Annotated in this window: 6 protein-coding genes; 4 read left to right on the top strand and 2 right to left on the bottom strand. The window is 75.4% G+C overall.

Features of this window, described 5'->3' with window-relative positions:
• The first annotated feature begins 27 nt into the window (after window positions 1–27).
• Window positions 28–11,676 (top strand): type I polyketide synthase, encoded by an 11,649-nt coding sequence (locus AB0G74_RS05060; protein ID WP_361140876.1) that lies wholly within the window; start codon window positions 28–30, stop codon window positions 11,674–11,676.
• A gap of 330 nt (window positions 11,677–12,006) precedes the next feature.
• Here the strand turns inward: AB0G74_RS05060 and AB0G74_RS05055 are convergent, their stop codons facing one another.
• Window positions 12,007–12,732 (bottom strand): TetR/AcrR family transcriptional regulator, encoded by a 726-nt coding sequence (locus AB0G74_RS05055; RefSeq protein WP_361140874.1) that lies wholly within the window; start codon window positions 12,730–12,732, stop codon window positions 12,007–12,009.
• 214 nt (window positions 12,733–12,946) lie between these two features.
• Here AB0G74_RS05055 and AB0G74_RS05050 point away from each other — a divergent pair, with 214 nt between their 5' ends.
• Both AB0G74_RS05050 and AB0G74_RS05045 read left to right on the top strand, forming a co-directional pair.
• The gene (locus tag AB0G74_RS05050; RefSeq protein WP_361140872.1) at window positions 12,947–13,903 is read left to right on the top strand and encodes an ATP-binding cassette domain-containing protein; all 957 of its coding nucleotides are present in this window, start codon (window positions 12,947–12,949) and stop codon (window positions 13,901–13,903) included.
• Window positions 13,900–14,697 (top strand): ABC transporter permease, encoded by a 798-nt coding sequence (locus tag AB0G74_RS05045; protein ID WP_361140870.1) that lies wholly within the window; start codon window positions 13,900–13,902, stop codon window positions 14,695–14,697. The genes AB0G74_RS05050 and AB0G74_RS05045 overlap by 4 nt, the downstream gene beginning before the upstream one ends.
• A gap of 238 nt (window positions 14,698–14,935) precedes the next feature.
• On the opposite strand, the gene AB0G74_RS05040 is transcribed toward AB0G74_RS05045, so the two are convergent.
• The gene (locus tag AB0G74_RS05040) at window positions 14,936–15,712 is read right to left on the bottom strand and encodes an alpha/beta fold hydrolase (protein ID WP_361140868.1); all 777 of its coding nucleotides are present in this window, start codon (window positions 15,710–15,712) and stop codon (window positions 14,936–14,938) included.
• A gap of 430 nt (window positions 15,713–16,142) precedes the next feature.
• On the opposite strand from AB0G74_RS05040, the gene AB0G74_RS05035 reads away from it, so the two are divergent.
• A partial coding sequence (locus AB0G74_RS05035; RefSeq protein WP_361140866.1) for a beta-ketoacyl synthase N-terminal-like domain-containing protein occupies window positions 16,143–17,977 on the top strand: 1,835 nt, incomplete at its 3' end.

Below are 17,977 nucleotides of genomic sequence, written 5' to 3'. Positions count from 1 at the left end.
GCACCGCCGGAACGGACATGAGGGCAGATGGCTAACGAAGACAAGCTCGTCGACTATCTCAAGCGGGTCACCGTCAACCTCCACCAGACGCGGGAGCGGCTGCGGGAGCTGGAGAACGCGGACCAGGAACCGATCGCCGTGGTGGCGATGGGCTGCCGCTTCCCCGGCGGGGTCGGATCCCCCGACGACCTGTGGCGGCTGGTCACCGAGGAGCGGGACGCCATCGGCCCCCTCCCCGCCGACCGGGGCTGGGACCCCGAGACGATCTTCAGCACGGGCGGCGGGGCGGACGGCTCCACGGACGGCGGCTCCGGTTCGGGACCGGAGGCCGGGGACGCGTACGCGCGCGGCGGATTCCTCTCCGGCGCGGGCGACTTCGACGCCGCCTTCTTCGGCATCTCGCCCCGCGAGGCCCTCGCCCTCGACCCCCAGCAGCGGCTCGCCCTCGAACTCGCCTGGGAGACCGTCGAACGCGCGGGCATCGCCCCGCACACCCTGCACGGCTCCCGCGTCGGCGTCTTCGTCGGCAGCGGCAGCCAGGACTACTACGACGGCGTCGCGCCCGACCGGATGGCCGAGGTCGCCGACGACTACCTCAGTACCGGTACCGCGGGCTCCGTGATCTCCGGCCGGATCGCCTACAGCCTCGGACTCCAGGGCCCGGCGCTCACCGTCGACACGGCCTGCTCGTCGTCGCTGGTCGCCCTGCACCTGGCCGTCCAGGCGCTGCGGCAGCGGGAGTGCGGACTCGCCCTCGCGGGCGGGGTGATGGTGATGTCGACACCGTCGCCGTTCCAGGCGTTCAGCCGCCAGGGCGGCCTCGCCCCCGACGGCCGCTGCAAGGCGTTCTCCGACGACGCCGACGGCACCGGCTGGTCCGAGGGCGCGGGCCTGGTCCTGCTGGAACGCCTCTCCGACGCCCGCCGCAACGGACACGAGATCCTGGCCGTCGTACGCGGCAGCGCCGTCAACTCCGACGGCGCGTCCAACGGGCTCACCGCGCCCAACGGACTCTCCCAGCAGCGCGTCATCCGGCAGGCCCTCACCGCCGCGCGGCTCTCCCCGAACGACGTCGACGCCGTCGAGGCCCACGGCACCGGTACGACCCTCGGCGACCCCATCGAGGCCCAGGCGCTGCTCGCCGTCTACGGCGCCGACCGCGCCGAGGACCGGCCGCTCTGGCTCGGCTCGGTGAAGTCCAACCTGGGCCACGCCCAGGCGGCGGCCGGGATCAGCGGCGTCATCAAAACGGTCCTGGCCCTGCGGCACGGGCTGCTCCCCAGGACCCTGCACATCAGCCGCCCCACGACGGCCGTCGACTGGACCCGGGGCGCGGTCCGCCTCCTGGAGACCGCCCGCCCCTGGCCCGCCGCCGACGACCGCCCGCGCCGCGCGGGCGTCTCGTCGTTCGGCGTCAGCGGCACCAACGCGCACATCATCCTGGAGGAGGCGCCGGACGCCTCCGGCGCGGCCGAGGGCCCGGAGACGGCCGCCACTTCCGGGGCCGGTGCGTCCGGCGGGCGTACGGGCGCGGACGCGACGAACCGGGTCTCCGCAGGGGCCGACGCGGACGAACCCGGGCGGTCCGGTGACGGGTCGGTGTCCGTCCACGGGAAGTCCACCGGCTCCACGGGCGGTTCCGATGGCGCGGGCCTCGCCGGGGCCGGTGCCTCCGGTGGCCGTACCGCCGTGGCCGCCGGTTCCGCCGGGAGCGACGAACTCGCCGGGACCGGTGCGTCGGCGGGCCTCGCCGGGGCCGGTGCCTCCGGTGGCCGTACCGCCGTCGGCTCCGCCGATACCGCTTCGGCTCGTACGGGCGCGGACGCGACGGCCCGGGTCTCCGGGCGGCCGGACGGCGGGCCGGTGCCCGGAGGCGCCGGGCCGGGCGGTGCGGAGGGCGTGTCCGCCCCCGCCGACGGTGCGGGCGCGGCTCCCGGTGCCGCCACGAGCGCCGCAGGGCCGTCGGGCGGCGGGCCGGTGCCCGTTGACGGCACGTCCGCCCCTTCCACGGGCCGTTCGGCCGCGACGACCGCCGGTGCGGACGGCGGGCGCGTCCCCGCCGACGGCGCCGTCAGCGCGCCGTGGCTCCCCGGCGTCCCCGTGCCCGTCGTCGTGTCGGGCGCCGAGCCCGCCGCCCTGCGCGCCCAGGGCCGCCGGATCGCCGGGCTGCTCGACGGGGAGGGCACCGGGCCGCTCGATCTCGGGTACTCCCTCGCCACCACCCGGTCCCCGCTGCGGCACCGGGCCGTGGTCCTCGCCGCCGACCCGGCGGGCGTACGGGCCGGGCTCACGGCCGTCGCCGACGGTGCCGAGTCCCCGGCGGCGACCACCGGGACCGCCCAGTCGGGGCCCGTCGCCTTCCTCTTCTCCGGGCAGGGCGCCCAGCGCGCCGCCATGGGCCGTGAGCTGTACGCCGCGTTCCCCGGCTTCGCCCGCGAACTCGACGCCGTGTGCGCCGTACTCGACCCGCTGCTCCCCGAGCCGCTGAAGCCCCTGCTGTTCGACGGGCCCGACGGGGCGCTCGACCGGACCGCCGTCACCCAGCCCGCCCTCTTCGCCCACGAAGTCGCCCTCCACCGGCTGCTGGTGTCCTGGGGCGTCGTCCCCGATCTGCTGATCGGCCACTCCGTGGGCGGGATCGCCGCCGCGCACGTCGCGGGGGTGTTCGGGCTCGAAGACGCCTGCGCCCTGGTCGCCGCCCGGGGGCGGCTGATGCAGGCCCTGCCGTCCGGCGGCGCGATGGCCGCCGTCGAGGCCACCGAGGACGAGGTACTGCCGCTGCTGACGGACGGCGTCGTCGTCGCCGTCCACAACGGCCCCCGGTCCCTGGTGGTCTCCGGACCGGAGGCCGGGGTCGAGGCAGTCACCGGGCGCCTGCGCGAGCAGGGCCGCAAGGTCCGCCCGCTCCGGGTCTCGCACGCCTTCCACTCACCGCTGATGGACGACATGCTCGACGGGTTCGCGGCCGTCGCCCGCTCCCTGACCTACGCCCCGCCGAAGCTGCCCGTCGTCTCCGACACCACCGGCCGGATCGCCGGGGCCGACGAACTGTGCGACCCCGAGTACTGGGTCCGGCACGTCCGCGAGGCCGTCCGCTTCCACGACGGCGTCGCCGCCCTCCGGGCCGCCGGGGTCCGCCGCTGGGTGGAGATCGGGCCGTCCGCCGTTCTCGCGTCGCAGATCCCCGCGAGCCTCGGGGACGATGCCGCAGCCGCTCTCGTCGTGCCCGCCCAGCGGGCCGACCGGCCGCAGGCCGAGACCCTGCTGACGGCCGTCGCCCGGCTCTACGCGGACGGCGTCGACGTCGACTTCGGCGCCGTGCTCGGCGGCCGGGGCGCCCGCAAGGTGCCTCTCCCCGTCTATCCGTTCCAGCACCGCCGCTACTGGCTCGACGGGCGCGGCGCCCGCGACCAGGTCGCCGCCGCCGGACTCAGCACCCCCCGCCACCCCCTCCTCGGCGCGGCCATCACCCTCGCCGACACCGACGGCGCCCTGCTGACCGGACGCCTGTCGACCGCCGCACAGCCGTGGCTCGCCGAACACACCGTCGGCGGTACGGTCCTGCTGCCCGGCACCGCCTTCGTCGAGCTGGCACTCCAGGCCGGTGACGTCCTCGGCTGCGGCCGGATCGAGGAACTCGTCCTCGCCGGGCCCCTGGCGCTGCCCGCCACCGGCGGCGTACGGCTCCAGATCGCCGTCGGCGCCGCCGACGAACACGCCCGCCGTACGGTGACCGTGCACTCCAGGACCGAGGACGCCGCCGCCGACGAGCCGTGGACCCCGCACGCCTCCGGGATCCTCGCCCCCTCCGACGGGCACCCCGGTACGGCCCTGACCGCCTGGCCGCCGCCCGGCGCCCGGCCCGCCGACGTCGACGGGCTCTACGACGACTTCGCCGACACCGGGCTGACGTACGGCCCCCTGTTCCGCTCCCTGACCGCCGCGTGGCGCGACGGCGAAAACGACGACGTCTACGGCGAGGTACGGCTGCCCGCCGAAGCGGCGGCCGACGCCGAACGGTTCGCCCTCCACCCCGCCGCGCTCGACGCGGCGACCCACGCCCTGCGCGCGGCGGGCGGCGGGGACGCCGAGGCCGGGGGAGCGGGCCTGGTCCCGTTCTCCTGGGCGGGCGTCGAACTCCACGCCCGGGGCGCCGCCGCCCTGCGGGTACGGTTCCGGCCCACCGGGCCCCGTACCTTCACCGTCGCCTTCGCCGACGCGACCGGCGCGCCCGTCGCCACGGTCGGGACCAACGCGTTCCGGCCCCTGGACCGGGCCGCCGGGCCGGGAGCCGTAGCCGCCCGTCCGCTGTACCGGGTCGCCTGGCAGCCCCTGTCGGCCCAGGCTTCCCCGGGTTCTCCGGGTTCCCCGGCGACGGGCCTTCCGCCGGTGACGCTGGTGGAGTTCGCCCCGGCGACCCCCGGGGCCGCCGCCCCGGCCGCAGCCGACGGGCCCGGTGCCGGTCGCGCCGGTGACGAGGACCGGACCGGAACGGTCCCCGGCCGCCGCGCCACGACACCGGCCGGGACCCCCGGCACCCCCCGAGCCGGGGGCGACGGCACCGGTAATTCCCCGTCGGCCGAAGCCTCCCGGGACCGTGCCGGTGCCGGGTCCACGGCCCCGGCCGCATCCGACGGCCGTACCGGCGGCACCGATCCCGGGCCCGGCGTCCGCGCGGACGGCCCGGTGACCGCCGACGGAGGGGAGCGGGCCGACGCCACCCGGGTCCTCCTCGTCCGTACCGCCCCCGGGTCCGACGCCGAAGCCGTCGAAGCCGCGACCCGGGCCGCCTTGGACGCCCTTCAGCACGTCCTCGACAACGGGGACGATCTGCTCGCCTTCGTCACCCGGGGAGCCGTCGCCATCGGTGACGGCGGGCCCGGTGACCTCGCCGGGGCCGCCGTCCAGGGGCTCGTACGGGCCGCGCAGGCCGAGCACCCAGGGCGGCTGCTGCTCGTGGACGGCGACGACCCCGACGGGGTGACGGCCGAGGCGATCGCCGCCGCCGTCGCCGCCGGGGAGCCGCAGATCGCCGTACGGGACGGGGTCGTCCACGTACCCCGGCTCCGGCGGGCCGCGCCCGCCGACGGGACCGGCCCGTCCTTCGGCACCGGGACCGTCCTGGTCACCGGGGCGGGCGGCGCGCTGGGACGGCGGGTCGCCCGGCATCTCGTGGCCGAACACGGCGTGACGAGCCTGCTGCTGCTCGGCCGCCGGGGCGCCGAGAGCCCCGGGGCCGCCGAGCTGACCGCCGAACTCGACGCACTCGGCGCCCGGGCGGTCTGGGCCGCCGCCGATCTCGCCGACCCGGCACAGCTCGCGGACGCCATCGGCCGGATACCCGGCGAAGCGCCGCTCAGCGGCGTCGTACACGCCGCCGGGATCGTCGCCGACGCCGTCGTCACATCCCTGACGCACGATCAGCTCACGGCCGTGCTGCGGCCCAAGGTGCTCGGCACCCTCCGGCTCGACGAGGCCGTCCGCGCCCACGGCCCGGTGCCGTTCGTCCTGTTCTCCTCGGTCTCCGGGGTGATCGGCGGGCCCGGCCAGGCCAACTACGCCGCCGCCAACGCCTTCCTCGACGCCTTCGCCGAACGGCGCGCCGCCGAGGGACGGCCCACCGTCTCCGTCGCCTGGGGCCTGTGGGGCGAGGCGGGCGGTATGGGCGGCGCGCTCGACGCCGCCGACCTGACCCGGCACGCGCGCGGCGGGCTCACCCCGCTGACCGACGCCGAAGGGTTCGCCCTGTTCGACGCGGCGCTGGACCGGGCCGCGCCGACCGTGGTCGCCGCCCGGATCGTCCCGGCCGCCCTGCGCGCCGGGGGCGGCGACGTCCCGGCCGTACTGCGCGGACTCACCGGCACCACCGTCCGCCGGGCCGCGACCGCGGGGGCACCCGGCACCGCCGGTGGCTCGTACGCCGACACCCTGGCCGCACTGCCCGCCGCCGACCGGCGGCCCGCCGTCCTCGACCTGGTCCGCCGGAGGATCGCGGCCGTCCTCGCCCACGAGTCGGCCGCCGCGATCGACCCCGAGCTGGAGTTCCAGCGCCTCGGCTTCGACTCGCTCACCGCCATCGAACTCCGCAACACCCTCGGCGAGGCCACCGGACTCCGGCTCCCCGCCACCCTCCTCTTCGACCACCCCACCCCCGCCGTCCTGGTGGACGAGCTGATGGAACGGCTGACCGGCGCCGACCCCGCCGCCGGGGCCCCGGCCGCCGCGACCAACGGCACCGCCCGGCACGACGACCCGATCGCCGTCGTCGGCATCGCCTGCCGCCTCCCCGGCGGCGCTTCCTCGCCCGAGGAACTGTGGCGGCTGCTCGCCGAAGGCGGCGACGCCGTCGGCGACTTCCCCGCCGACCGGGGCTGGGACGTCGAGGGCCTCCACGACCCCGATCGCCGACGCCCCGACACCAGCTACGTCCGCCGGGGCGGCTTCCTCTACGACGCGGGCGACTTCGACCCCGTACTCTTCGGCGTCGCACCCAACGACGCCGCCCTCATCGACCCCCAGCAGCGGCTGCTCCTCGAAGCCGCCTGGGAGGCCCTGGAGCGGGCCGGGATCGACCCCCGGTCCCTGCGCGGCAGCGATACCGGCGTCTACGCGGGCGTCCAGTACCACGACTACATCGGCGCGGCCAGCTCCGGCTCCATCGTCACCGGCCGGGTCGCCTACAGCCTCGGCCTGTCCGGGCCCGCCGTCAGCGTCGACACCGCCTGCTCCTCGTCCCTGGTCGCCCTGCACCTGGCCGCCCGCGCCCTGCGCGACGGCGACTGCGGCCTCGCCCTCGCGGGCGGAGTGACCGTGATGGCGACACCGGAGACCTTCGTCGAGTTCAGCCGCCAGGGCGGCCTCGCCCCCGACGGCCGGGTCAAGGCGTACTCCGCCGACGCCGACGGCACCACCTGGTCCGAGGGCGCCGGACTCGTCGTACTCGAACGACTCTCCGACGCCCGCCGCAACGGCCACCCCGTCCTCGCCCTGATCCGCGGCAGCGCCGTCAACCAGGACGGCGTCTCCAACGGACTCACCGCCCCCAACGGCCCCTCCCAGCAGCGGGTCATCCGGCAGGCGCTGGCCGACGCCGGACTGGCACCCGGCGACGTGGACGCCGTCGAGGGCCACGGCACCGGCACCCGGCTCGGCGACCCCATCGAGACCCAGGCCCTGATGGCCGCTTACGGCCGGGGCCGCCCCGACGACCGGCCGCTGCTGCTGGGCTCGGTCAAGTCCAACCTGGGCCACACCCAGGCCGCCGCCGGAGTCGCCGGGCTGATCAAGATGATCCTCGCCCTGCGCCACGGCGAACTCCCCAGGACCCTGCACGTCTCCGACCCGTCCGACGCCGTCGACTGGACCGACGGCGGAGTCCGGCTGCTGACCGAGGCCGCGCCCTGGCCGCGCGGGGAACGCCCGCGCCGGGCGGGCGTCTCGTCGTTCGGCGTCAGCGGCACCAACGCCCATGTCATCGTCGAGGAACCGCCCGCCGAAGACGCCCGGACCGAACCGGACGACGCCGGTACGGACGGTGCCGCGACCGGCCCCGTACCGTGGCTGCTCTCCGGCCGGACCCGGGCCGCCCTCGCCGCGCACGCCGAGCGGATGCTCTCCTACCTCAACGACGACCCCGACCGCGACCTGGCCGCCACCGGCCGCTCCCTCGCCGTCTCCCGGGCCGCCCTGGAGCACCGCGCGGTCGTGATCGGCGCCCGGGCGCCCCAGCTCCTGCGCGGACTGATGGCCGTCGCCGACGGCGAGGACGCGCCGGGCGTCGTCCGGGGCGAGGCCCGCGCCCAGGGCCGTACCGCCTTCCTCTTCTCCGGACAGGGCTCCCAGCGGACCGGAATGGGCCGCGAACTGTACGACGAATACCCGGAGTTCGCCGCCGCCCTGGACGCGGTGTGCGCCGGGCTCGACCCCCGGCTGCCCCGGCCCCTGAAGGACGTCATGTGGGCCGAGCCGGAGTCCGACGACGCGGCCCTGCTCGACCGGACCGTCTTCACCCAGAGCGCCCTGTTCGCCGTCGGGGTGGCGCTGCTGCGGCTGCTGGAGTCCCGGGGCGTCCGGCCCGACGCCGTCGCCGGACACTCCATCGGCGAACTCGCCGCCGCCCACGCCGCCGGAGTACTCACCCTCGACGACGCCTGCGCGCTGGTCGCCGCCCGCGGCACCCTGATGCAGGCCCTGCCCGAAGGCGGGGCGATGCTCGCGATCGCCGCCACCGAGGACGTTGTACGCGACGCGCTCCCCGACGGCGCCGCGATCGCCGCCGTCAACGCGGAGAGCTCCGTCGTCGTCTCCGGCGACCGCGACACCCTGACCGGACTCGCCGACCGCTTCGACCGCACCCGGTGGCTGACGGTCTCCCACGCCTTCCACTCCGCCCGAATGGACCCCATGCTGGGCGACCTCACCGAGGCCGCGTCGCGGATCACCCTCGCCGAACCCGGCCTGCCGCTGATCTCCACCCTCACCGGCGCCCCCGCCGGGGACGAACTCCGCACCCCCGGCTACTGGGCCCGCCAGGTCCGGGAACCCGTCCGCTTCCTCGACGCGGTCCGCGCCCTGGAGGACCTGGGCGTCACCCGCTTCGTGGAACTCGGCCCCGGCAACACCCTCACCGCCCTCGTCCGGGAGATCACCGCCGAACGGACCCCCGACGCCGTCACCACCCCGACCCTGGCCGGGAAGACCCCCGAACGGGACGCCTTCCTCGCCGCGCTCGGCGCCCTGCACACCGGCGGCGCCGCCGTCGACTGGCGGGCCCACTTCGGCGACCTGCCCCACACCGACCTGCCCACCTACCCCTTCCAGCGACAGCGCTACTGGCTGGCGTCCACCGCGGGCGGCGCCGGACCCGATGAGCATCCGCTGCTCGGCTCCGGAACCGAACTCGCCGACGCCCGCGGCCTGCTGTTCAGCGGCCGGGTGTCCCTCGGCACCCACCCCTGGCTGGCCGACCACGTCGTCAACCGGGCCACGCTCTACCCCGGCGCGGCGCTGGTCGAGTCCGCGATCCGGGCCGGGGACGCCGTCGGCTGCCCCCACCTGGCCGAACTCGTCATCGAAGCGCCGCTGGCCCTGCCGGAACGGGCGGGCGTACGGCTCCAGTTCGCGGTCGGCGCCCCCGGCGACGACGGCACCCGGACCTTCACCGTCCACGGCCGGACCGAAGGCGCCCCCGAAGGGACGCCGTGGACCCGGCACGCCACCGGCGTCCTCGCCCCCGCCGCGCCCGTACCGCCGACCGACCTCACGGCCTGGCCGCCGCCGGGCGCCGAACCCGTACCCGTCGACGGGCTCTACACCGACCTCGCCGGACAGGGCGTCGCCTACGGGCCCGCGTTCCAGGGCCTGAAGGCCGTCTGGCGGGCGGGCGACGAGGCGTACGCCGAGGTCGAACTGCCGCCCGCGGCCCGCTCCGGCGCCGAACGCTTCGGCGTCCACCCGGCCCTCCTCGACGCCGTACTGCACGCCATCGGCTTCAGCGCCGCCGGATCCGACGCCCCCGTCCTCCCCTTCACCTGGGAGAACGTCGAACTCCACGCCGTGGGCACCACGGCCGTACGGGTCCGGGTCAGGCCCGCCGGAACCGGGACCGCCGCCCTCGACATCGCCGACGGCGGCGGACGGCCCGTCCTCACCGTCGGCGCCCTGCGGCTGCGGCCCGCCGCCGGGACGAGCGCGCCCGCCGCGCCCGCCACGGCGCCCACCGACACCCTCTTCGGCGTCGAATGGCAGCGCAGGCCGCTCCCGGCGGCCACCGCGCCCGCTGACTGGACCGTCCTCGGGCCCGACCGCTGGGGGCTCGCCGCCGCCGTCGGCGCGCCCGTGACGACCGGACTCGACGGCTCCGGCACGCTCGTCCTGCCGTGCGGAACCGACCCCGCGGGACACGCCCCGGAGGGCTCCCCCTCCGGGGCGCCGACCGCCGGGGCCGTACACACGGAGACCACCCGGGTCCTCGGCGTGCTGCGGGAGTGGCTGACCGAGGAGCGGTACGCCGACCGGCGGCTGGTCGTCGTCACCCGGGGCGCCGTCGCCGACGGCCCCACCGGAACCGGTATCGACCCGGTGGGCGCGGCGGTCCGCGGACTGGTCCGCTCCGCGCAGGCCGAACACCCCGACCGGATCGTCCTGGTGGACCTCGCCCCGGACGGACCGCCGCCCGGCGCCGCCCGGCTCGCCGCCGCCGCGGGCTGCGGCGAGGCCGAGGTCGCCCTGCGCGGCGACAGCCTGCGGCTGCCCCGGCTGGCCAGGACCGCGCCCACGGCGACCGCCCCCGGCTGGGACCCCGACGGCACCGTCCTGCTCACCGGCGCGGGCGGCGCCATCGGCGGCGAGGTCGCCCGGCACCTCGTCACCCGCCACGGCGTACGGCGGCTGCTGCTCGTCGGCCGGCGCGGCGGGGACACCCCCGGCGCGGCCGAGCTGACCGACCGGCTGACCTCGGCGGGCGCCGAAGTGGCCTGGGCCGCCTGCGACGTCGCCGACCGGGACGCGCTGGCCGCCGTACTCGCGGCCGTACCGGCGGACCGGCCGCTGCGGGCCGTGGTGCACGCGGCGGGCGTCCTCGACGACGGCGTCGTCACCGCCCTGACCCCGGACCGGCTCGCGGCCGTACTGCGGCCCAAGGTGGACGCTGCCCTCCATCTCGATGCCCTCACCGCCGGACTGGAACTGACCCACTTCGTCCTGTTCTCCTCGGCCGCCGGACTGCTCGGCGCCCCCGGGCAGGGCAGTTACGCGGCGGCCAACGCCTTCCTCGACGCCCTCGCCGAGCGGCGCCGGGCCTCCGGCCGCTCCGCGACGTCCCTGGCCTGGGGCCTGTGGCGGACCGGCGGCGACGGGATGGCCGACGGCATGGGGGCGGCCGACGCCACCCGGATCGCCAAGACCGGGATCGGCGCCCTGACGGCGGCGGAGGGGCTGGCGCTGCTCGACGCCGCCGGAACCCACGACCGGGCCCTGCTGGTCCCGATCAAACTGGACACCGGGGCCCTGGCCCAACTCCCGCCCCAGGAGGTCCCCGGGCTCTTCGCCGGACTCGTCGGCGGCGGCGCCCGGCGCACCGCCGACGACGCCCCGGCGGGCGGCGGCGGGGGGAGCGGGCTGCGGGAGCGGCTGGCGGCCATGGCGCCGCACCAGCGCAAGCCCGCCCTGCTCGATCTCGTACGGACCCACGCGGCCGGGATCCTGGGCCTCGCCGACGCGGGGGAGATCGACCCCGACCGGCCGTTCAACGAGACCGGCTTCGACTCGCTCACGGCCGTCGGGCTGCGGAACAAGCTCACCCTCGTCACCGGGCTCAGGCTCCCGGCGGGCATGATCTTCGACTATCCCGACCCCCGGTCCCTCGCGGCCCATCTCGCCACCGAACTCGCCCCCGCCGAAACCCCGGCGGACCCGGCTCAGGCGACAGCGGCGGCGGGCGCCGACGAGGACGAGGCCGTACTGTCCCGGATCCGGGACGCGCTGGCGACCGTCCAGGTGTCCCGGCTGCGCGAGACCGGCCTCCTGGACGGACTGCTCGCCCTGGCCGCTTCCGGCCGAGCGGCCCCGGCCACCCCGGGAGACGGCGACGGCGAGCCCGAGGGCGGCGCGATCGACGCCATGGACAGCGAGGCCCTGATCAGCCTGGCGCTGGGCGGGGGTACCGACCCCTCCTGATCCGGCGGTACGCGGCGGGGTGTCTCCACCGGGTCCGGTGGGGGCACCCCGTGTTGCCTTTACGGGCCCGGAACCGGCGGGTTCAGGGGGTGCGCGGGACCGGGACAGGGGTTCCCGAACCGAGGTCCGGGGGTCGTCTGCCCTACGGGGCGCCGGGCCGGGCGACACGACGGCCCCGGGCGACCCGGCGAGCCGGGGCGGGGCTGCCGTACGCGACAACCGTGGACCGCGCCGGGCCGGACCGGGCCGGTTCCGACCGGGCCGGATACGGCGAAGGCCGGGCCGCCGAGACGTTTCGTCATCTCGTCGGCCCGGCCGTTCGTCGGCCGATCAGACCGCCGTGGTCCCGGTCCTGCGGGTGCGGACATGGCTCTCGACTCCGTCCAGCAGCCGCTGGAGACCGAACTCCAGGCTGGGGACGATGTCGTTGTACGGCTCCTCCGACGGCTCGAACACCCCCGCGGACACCACCCGGGACAGGGCGGGGAAGCGGGTGCCGTCCGCGAGGTCCTTCAGGGCGTGGGAGTACCCCTCGGCCATCTGTTCCACGGACACCCCGGTCCGGTCCGGCGACGCCGCCAGCTCGCTCGACGTCCGGGCCAGGTCGCGGACGGCGCCGGTGACGAAGAGTACGAGATGCACCATCTCGTCGTCGCCGAGGCCGATGTCCGACACCTCCTGGAGCAGCGCGTCGAACCAGGCAAGCTGGTTGGGGCCGAGCGGCGGGGCGCTGGTGGTGATGTCCAGCAGCCACGGATGGCTGGAGTACACCCCCAGCATCGCCCGCACCCACCGGTAGACACCCCCGCGCCAGTCCCGCCCGTCCCCCGCCGGTTCCCCGGTGGTTCCGGCGGCGCCGTCGGCGGAATCGCCCCGGCCCGGCGGTGGGCCCAGAGCCCGGTCGTACACGATGTCGACCAGCTGCTCCTTGCCCGGGACATAGCGGTAGAGCGACATCGCCGTATAACCCAGCCGGCCCGCGACATGCTGCATGGAGAGCCCGTCGAGGCCCTTCTCGTCGGCGATCTCGATGGCCGTCGAGGCGATCTTCTCCACCGAAAGGCCCCGCTTCGGCCCACGGGCCGAGCGGCCGGGTTCACTGCCCCACAACACTTCCAGGGTCTTGACCTGGCTTTCTTTGTTTCTTCGGCTAACAGTCATCGCTCTCCGTGATCGGCTTGACAGTGTTCAGGAAACCCTGTATCACTTATACCTGAGTTTAGGGCGTATACGGTTTCGGGTATGAGGTTCTCGTGGGAGATGTGTCTGGATGACCGGTAGCTACGCGATCGAAGTGAAAGGACTGCGTAAGTCGTTCGGCGACGTGGCGGTTCTGGAGTCGGTCGATCTGCAAGTGGAGCGCGGCACGATGCTGGCCCTGCTGGGGCCCAACGGCGCCGGGAAGACCACGACGGTGCGGATCATCACCACACTCCTCAAAGCGGACGGCGGCTCGGCCCTTGTCGAGGGGCACGACGTGCTCCGCGACCCGAAGGCGGTCCGCCGGGTCATCGGGCTCACCGGTCAGGCCACCGCGGTGGACGGCCTGCTCACCGGCGAGGAGAACCTCGTCATGATGGCCCAGCTGTTCGGCCTCGGTTCGGGCGGCGCCCGGCGCCGGGCGGCCGAGCTGCTGGCCCAGTTCAATCTGGAGAAGGCCGCCAAGCGGCCCGCGAAGACCTACTCGGGCGGTATGCGGCGCCGGCTCGACCTGGCGGTCAGCCTGATCAACAAGCCGCCGGTGCTCTTCCTCGACGAGCCGACCACCGGCCTCGACCCCACCAGCCGGATGGCGATGTGGGACACCATCCGCCAGCTGATGGCGGACGGCACCACGGTCCTGCTGACCACCCAGTATCTGGAGGAGGCGGACCAGCTCGCCCACCGGGTCGCGGTGATCAACGGCGGCCGGGTCGTCGCCGACGGCACCGCGGCCGAACTCAAGGGCCGGATCGGCTCCGAGCGGGTCGAGCTGACCTTCGCCCCCGGTGACCTCTCCATGGCGCACGCCCTCTTCGACGGCGAGCGGATGGACGAGAACACCATCAGCGTCCCGGTCAACGGAGCCGAGGACATCCGCCGACTGCTCAACCGAGCGGCGGAAACCAATACCGAGGTCGTCCGGATGGCGCTCCATCAGCCCACCCTCGACGACGTCTTCCGCAGCCTGACCAGCGACACCAAGACCGGCGGGGTCGCCGCGAGCACCCGAGGAGGGGCAGCATGAGCCAGATCGCAGCCGTCCGGGACCGCTCCGGTCTCGGGCCGGTGATCGCCGACTGCCTGGTGATGATCCGCCGCAGCCTGCGGCATCTGACCCGGAACATGGACGAGGTCATCCAGGCCATCGCCCTGCCGATCATGCTGCTGCTGCTGTTCCGCTATCTCTTCGGCGGCGCGATCAACACCGGCGGCCCCAGCTATGTGAACTATCTGATCTCCGGTGTCATCGTGCTCACCGTGGCGTTCAGCGCCTCGGCGACCGCGGTCGGGGTCGCCAACGATCTCCAGAACGGCCTGGTCGAACGGTTCCGCACGATGCCGATGTTCGGCGCGGCGATCCTCGTCGGCCATGTCGTCTCCGCCGTGCTGCGCAACATCCTCTCCGTCGCGCTGGTGATCGGCGTCGGCTATCTGGTCGACTTCCGGCCGAAGGCGACGGCCGGGGAGTGGCTCACCGCCTTCGCGATCCTGCTGGTCTTCATGCTCGCCGTCTCCTGGCTGGCCACCCTGCTCGGGGTGATCGCCGGCGGCGTCGAGGCCGCCAGCGGTTACGCGATGATCCTGGTCTTCCTGCCGTACGCCAGCAGCGCCCTGGTCCCGTCGGACAACATGCCCACGATTCTGAAGGCCGTGGTCGACCACCAGCCCTTCACCTCCGTGGTCAACGCGGTCCGCGCCCTGCTGATCGATGTTCCGGTCGGGAACGACGTCTGGATCGCCTTCGCCTGGTGGGGGCCGATCCTGGTCCTCACCGCCGCCTTCACCATCAACCGCTTCGCCCGGCACACCAGCCGCTGATCCCCCAGGACACCGGTCCGGACGGTCTTCCCCCGGCCGCCCGGACCGGTTCGCTCGCTTCCGGTGTCGCACCGATCGTTACCCCCGGCGGTCGGTGCGTCACCGCGGATCACCCGGTGATAGGACCCGGAGGCGATGAGGAAAGGACGGGCCCCTCCCGATCGGGAGGGGCCCGTCCCGTTTCCCCGTACGGGCCGCGGCCCGACGGCGGGTCCGCGCGGCGGCGTCCGGCGGGCCGTCAGCGGGCCACCGGGTCCGGCACCGCCGACCAGCGGGCGATATGGCCCGCGACGGCCGCGGTCACCTCCGCCGGCCGGTCGTTGAGGTAGAAGTGCCCGCCGGGGAAGACCCGCAGATCGAAGCCGCCGCTGGTGTGCCCCGCCCAGGCGCGCGCCTCCTCGACGGTGGCCCGGGAGTCCGCGTCGCCGACCATGACCGCGATCGGATAGGGGATCCGTACCCCCGGCGCGCAGCGGTACCGCGCGACCGCCGTGTAGTCGCCGCGGATCGCGGGCATCACCATCCGCACCAGTTCGTCGTCGCCGAGGAACTCGGTATCGGTGCCCTCCAGTTCCCGCAGCTCCCGCAGGATCCCCTCGTCGTCGCGGAGATGGACGGTCTCCACCCGGTCGGTGGAGGGCGCGCAGCGGCCCGAGGCGATCACCCCCAGGACCGGGACACCGGTCTCCGCCAGCAGCCGTGCCGTCTCGAACGCCACACTGGCGCCCATGCTGTGCCCGAACAGGGTCAGCGGCTTGTCGGTCCACCCGGCCAGCTCCCCGGCGAGCTGCCGGGCCAGCTCGGGGATCGACTCCAGACACGGCTCCGACCGCCGGTCCTGGCGGCCTGGGTACTGCGCCGCCAGCACCTCCACCCCCGGTGACAGGGTCTTCGACACCGGGAAGTAGTACGTCGCCGACCCGCCGGCGTGCGGCAGGCACACCAGCCGGGTGGGCGCGTCGGGGGCGGGATGGAAGCTTCGGAGCCAGCGGCTCGAAGGCATCGCAGATGACATATTCCGCAGCCTCATTCGCGTGCGCACATCACGGACACAATCCTGGTGATCCACGGTCCGACCCCGAGCGGGTCCGCCGCAACCCCTAAGGGCCGCCGGGCCGGGCCCGCCGCGGGGCCCACTCCCGCCGCCCCGCCGCAGGTTAGGGGTGGTTCGGCCGATTTCCGCTCGGTAGCGTGCGGCCGGTATCGAGCTGGGAAAGCTCGGGGCGAGCCGTTCACGGAAACAACCGACGCATCCCCGTCACGGTCCTCAATTCGGCGATCCGATAAACGGACCGCCGCCGTTATCGAATTCAAGGCACGGGAAACACCGGGGAGTTCACCGGTGGCTCCCGGACGCCGGGACGAACGGACCGGGAAGAAGTGCGTCGCGTTCCGTGGTCGACGGCGAACCCGTAATCGGTCGACCGGAGCGATGGGTGACGTCGGTGGGGAACGAAGAAAAGCTTCTCAACTACCTCAAGCGGGCGACCTCCGATCTCCGTGAGGCGCGGCGCAGGCTGAGCGAGATCGAGGAGGAGCGGCACGCGCCGATCGCGATCGTCGGCATGGCCTGCCGCTTCCCCGGCGGGGTCACGTCCCCCGAAGGGCTGTGGGAGCTGGTCTCCTCCGGTGCCGACGGCATCTCCGGCTTCCCCGCCGACCGGGGCTGGGACACCGACGCCCTCTACCACCCCGAGCCGGGCCGGGCTGGGTCCTCGTACGTCCGCGACGGCGGCTTCCTGCACGACGCGGCCGACTTCGACCCCGAGTTCTTCGGGATCTCCCCGCGCGAGGCCCTGGGGATGGATCCGCAGCAGCGGCTGCTGCTGGAGGTCTCCTGGGAGGCGTTCGAACGCGCGGGCATCGACCCGCGCGCCGTCCGGGGCACCGCCACCGGGGTCTTCGCCGGGGTGATGTACCACGACTACGGCTCCTGGGTCCGCGACGTCCCCGAGGAGCTGGCCGGCTATCTCGGCAACGGCACCGCGGGCAGCATCCTCTCCGGCCGGATCGCCTACACCCTGGGCCTGGAGGGCCCGGCGATGACCGTCGACACCGCCTGCTCGTCGTCGCTGGTGGCGATGCACTCGGCGGCGGCGGCCCTGCGCGCGGGGGAGTGCTCCCTCGCCCTGGCGGGCGGGGTGACGGTGATGTCGACCCCGGACACCTTCGTGGAGTTCAGCCTCCAGCGGGGCCTGGCCGCCGACGGCCGGGTCAAGGCGTTCGCCGCCGCCGCCGACGGCACCGCCTGGGGCGAGGGCGCCGGAATGCTGCTCCTCGAACGGCTCTCCGACGCCCGCGCCAACGGCCACCGGGTCCTCGGCGTACTGCGCGGCTCCGCCGTCAACCAGGACGGTGCCTCCAGCGGACTCACCGCCCCCAGCGGCCCCTCGCAGCAGCGGGTCATCCGGGCCGCCCTGGCGGACGCCGGACTGACGACCGCGGACGTCGACGCCGTCGAGGCGCACGGTACGGGGACCCGGCTCGGCGACCCGATCGAGGCCGGGGCGCTGCTCGCCACCTACGGTCAGGACCGGCCGGAGGACCGGCCGCTGCGGCTGGGCTCCGTGAAGTCGAACATCGGCCACACCCAGGCCGCCGCCGGGGTCGCCGGGGTCATCAAGATGGTGATGGCGATCCGGCACGGCGTACTGCCGAGGACCCTGAACGTCGACGAGCCGTCGCCGCACGTCGACTGGGCGGCGGGCGCCGTCGAACTCCTCACCGGCGATCTGCCGTGGGAGACCGCCGACGGGCGGCCCCGCCGGGCTGCCGTGTCGTCGTTCGGACTGAGCGGCACCAACGCCCATGTGATCGTGGAACAGCCGACGGCGGCCGACGCCGCCGGACACGCCGTACCCGGAGCCCCGGCGCCCGACGCCGATGCCCCCGCGAACGGCTCCGGACCGGCCGCCGCTCCCCGCGACACCGCCCTGATCTGGCCCGTCTCCGGCGCCACCGAGGCCGCGGTTCGGGACCAGGCGGCCCGGCTGCTCGCCCTGGCCGCCGACGACGCGCCGGACGACCCCGCCGATGTGGCCCGCGCCCTCGCGCACGGCCGGGCCGCCCTGGAACACCGGGCCGTGGCCGTCGGCCGCGACCGGGCCGGACTCCGGGCCGCCCTCACCGAGATCGCCTCCGGCGCCGCCGCCGTCGGCCGGGCCGCCACCACCCCCGGCAGGACGGCCCTGGTCTTCCCCGGGCAGGGCGCCCAGTGGGCCGGGATGGCCGCCGGGCTCGCCCGGGAGTCCGAGGTGTTCGCGGCCCGGCTGGGGGAGTG

Source organism: Streptomyces sp. NPDC020875 (genome assembly GCF_040641415.1).
Classification (GTDB): Bacteria; Actinomycetota; Actinomycetes; order Streptomycetales; family Streptomycetaceae; genus Streptomyces.
Note: the sequence above shows the minus strand (reverse complement) of the source record. Positions and strands in the feature narration are given on the sequence as shown.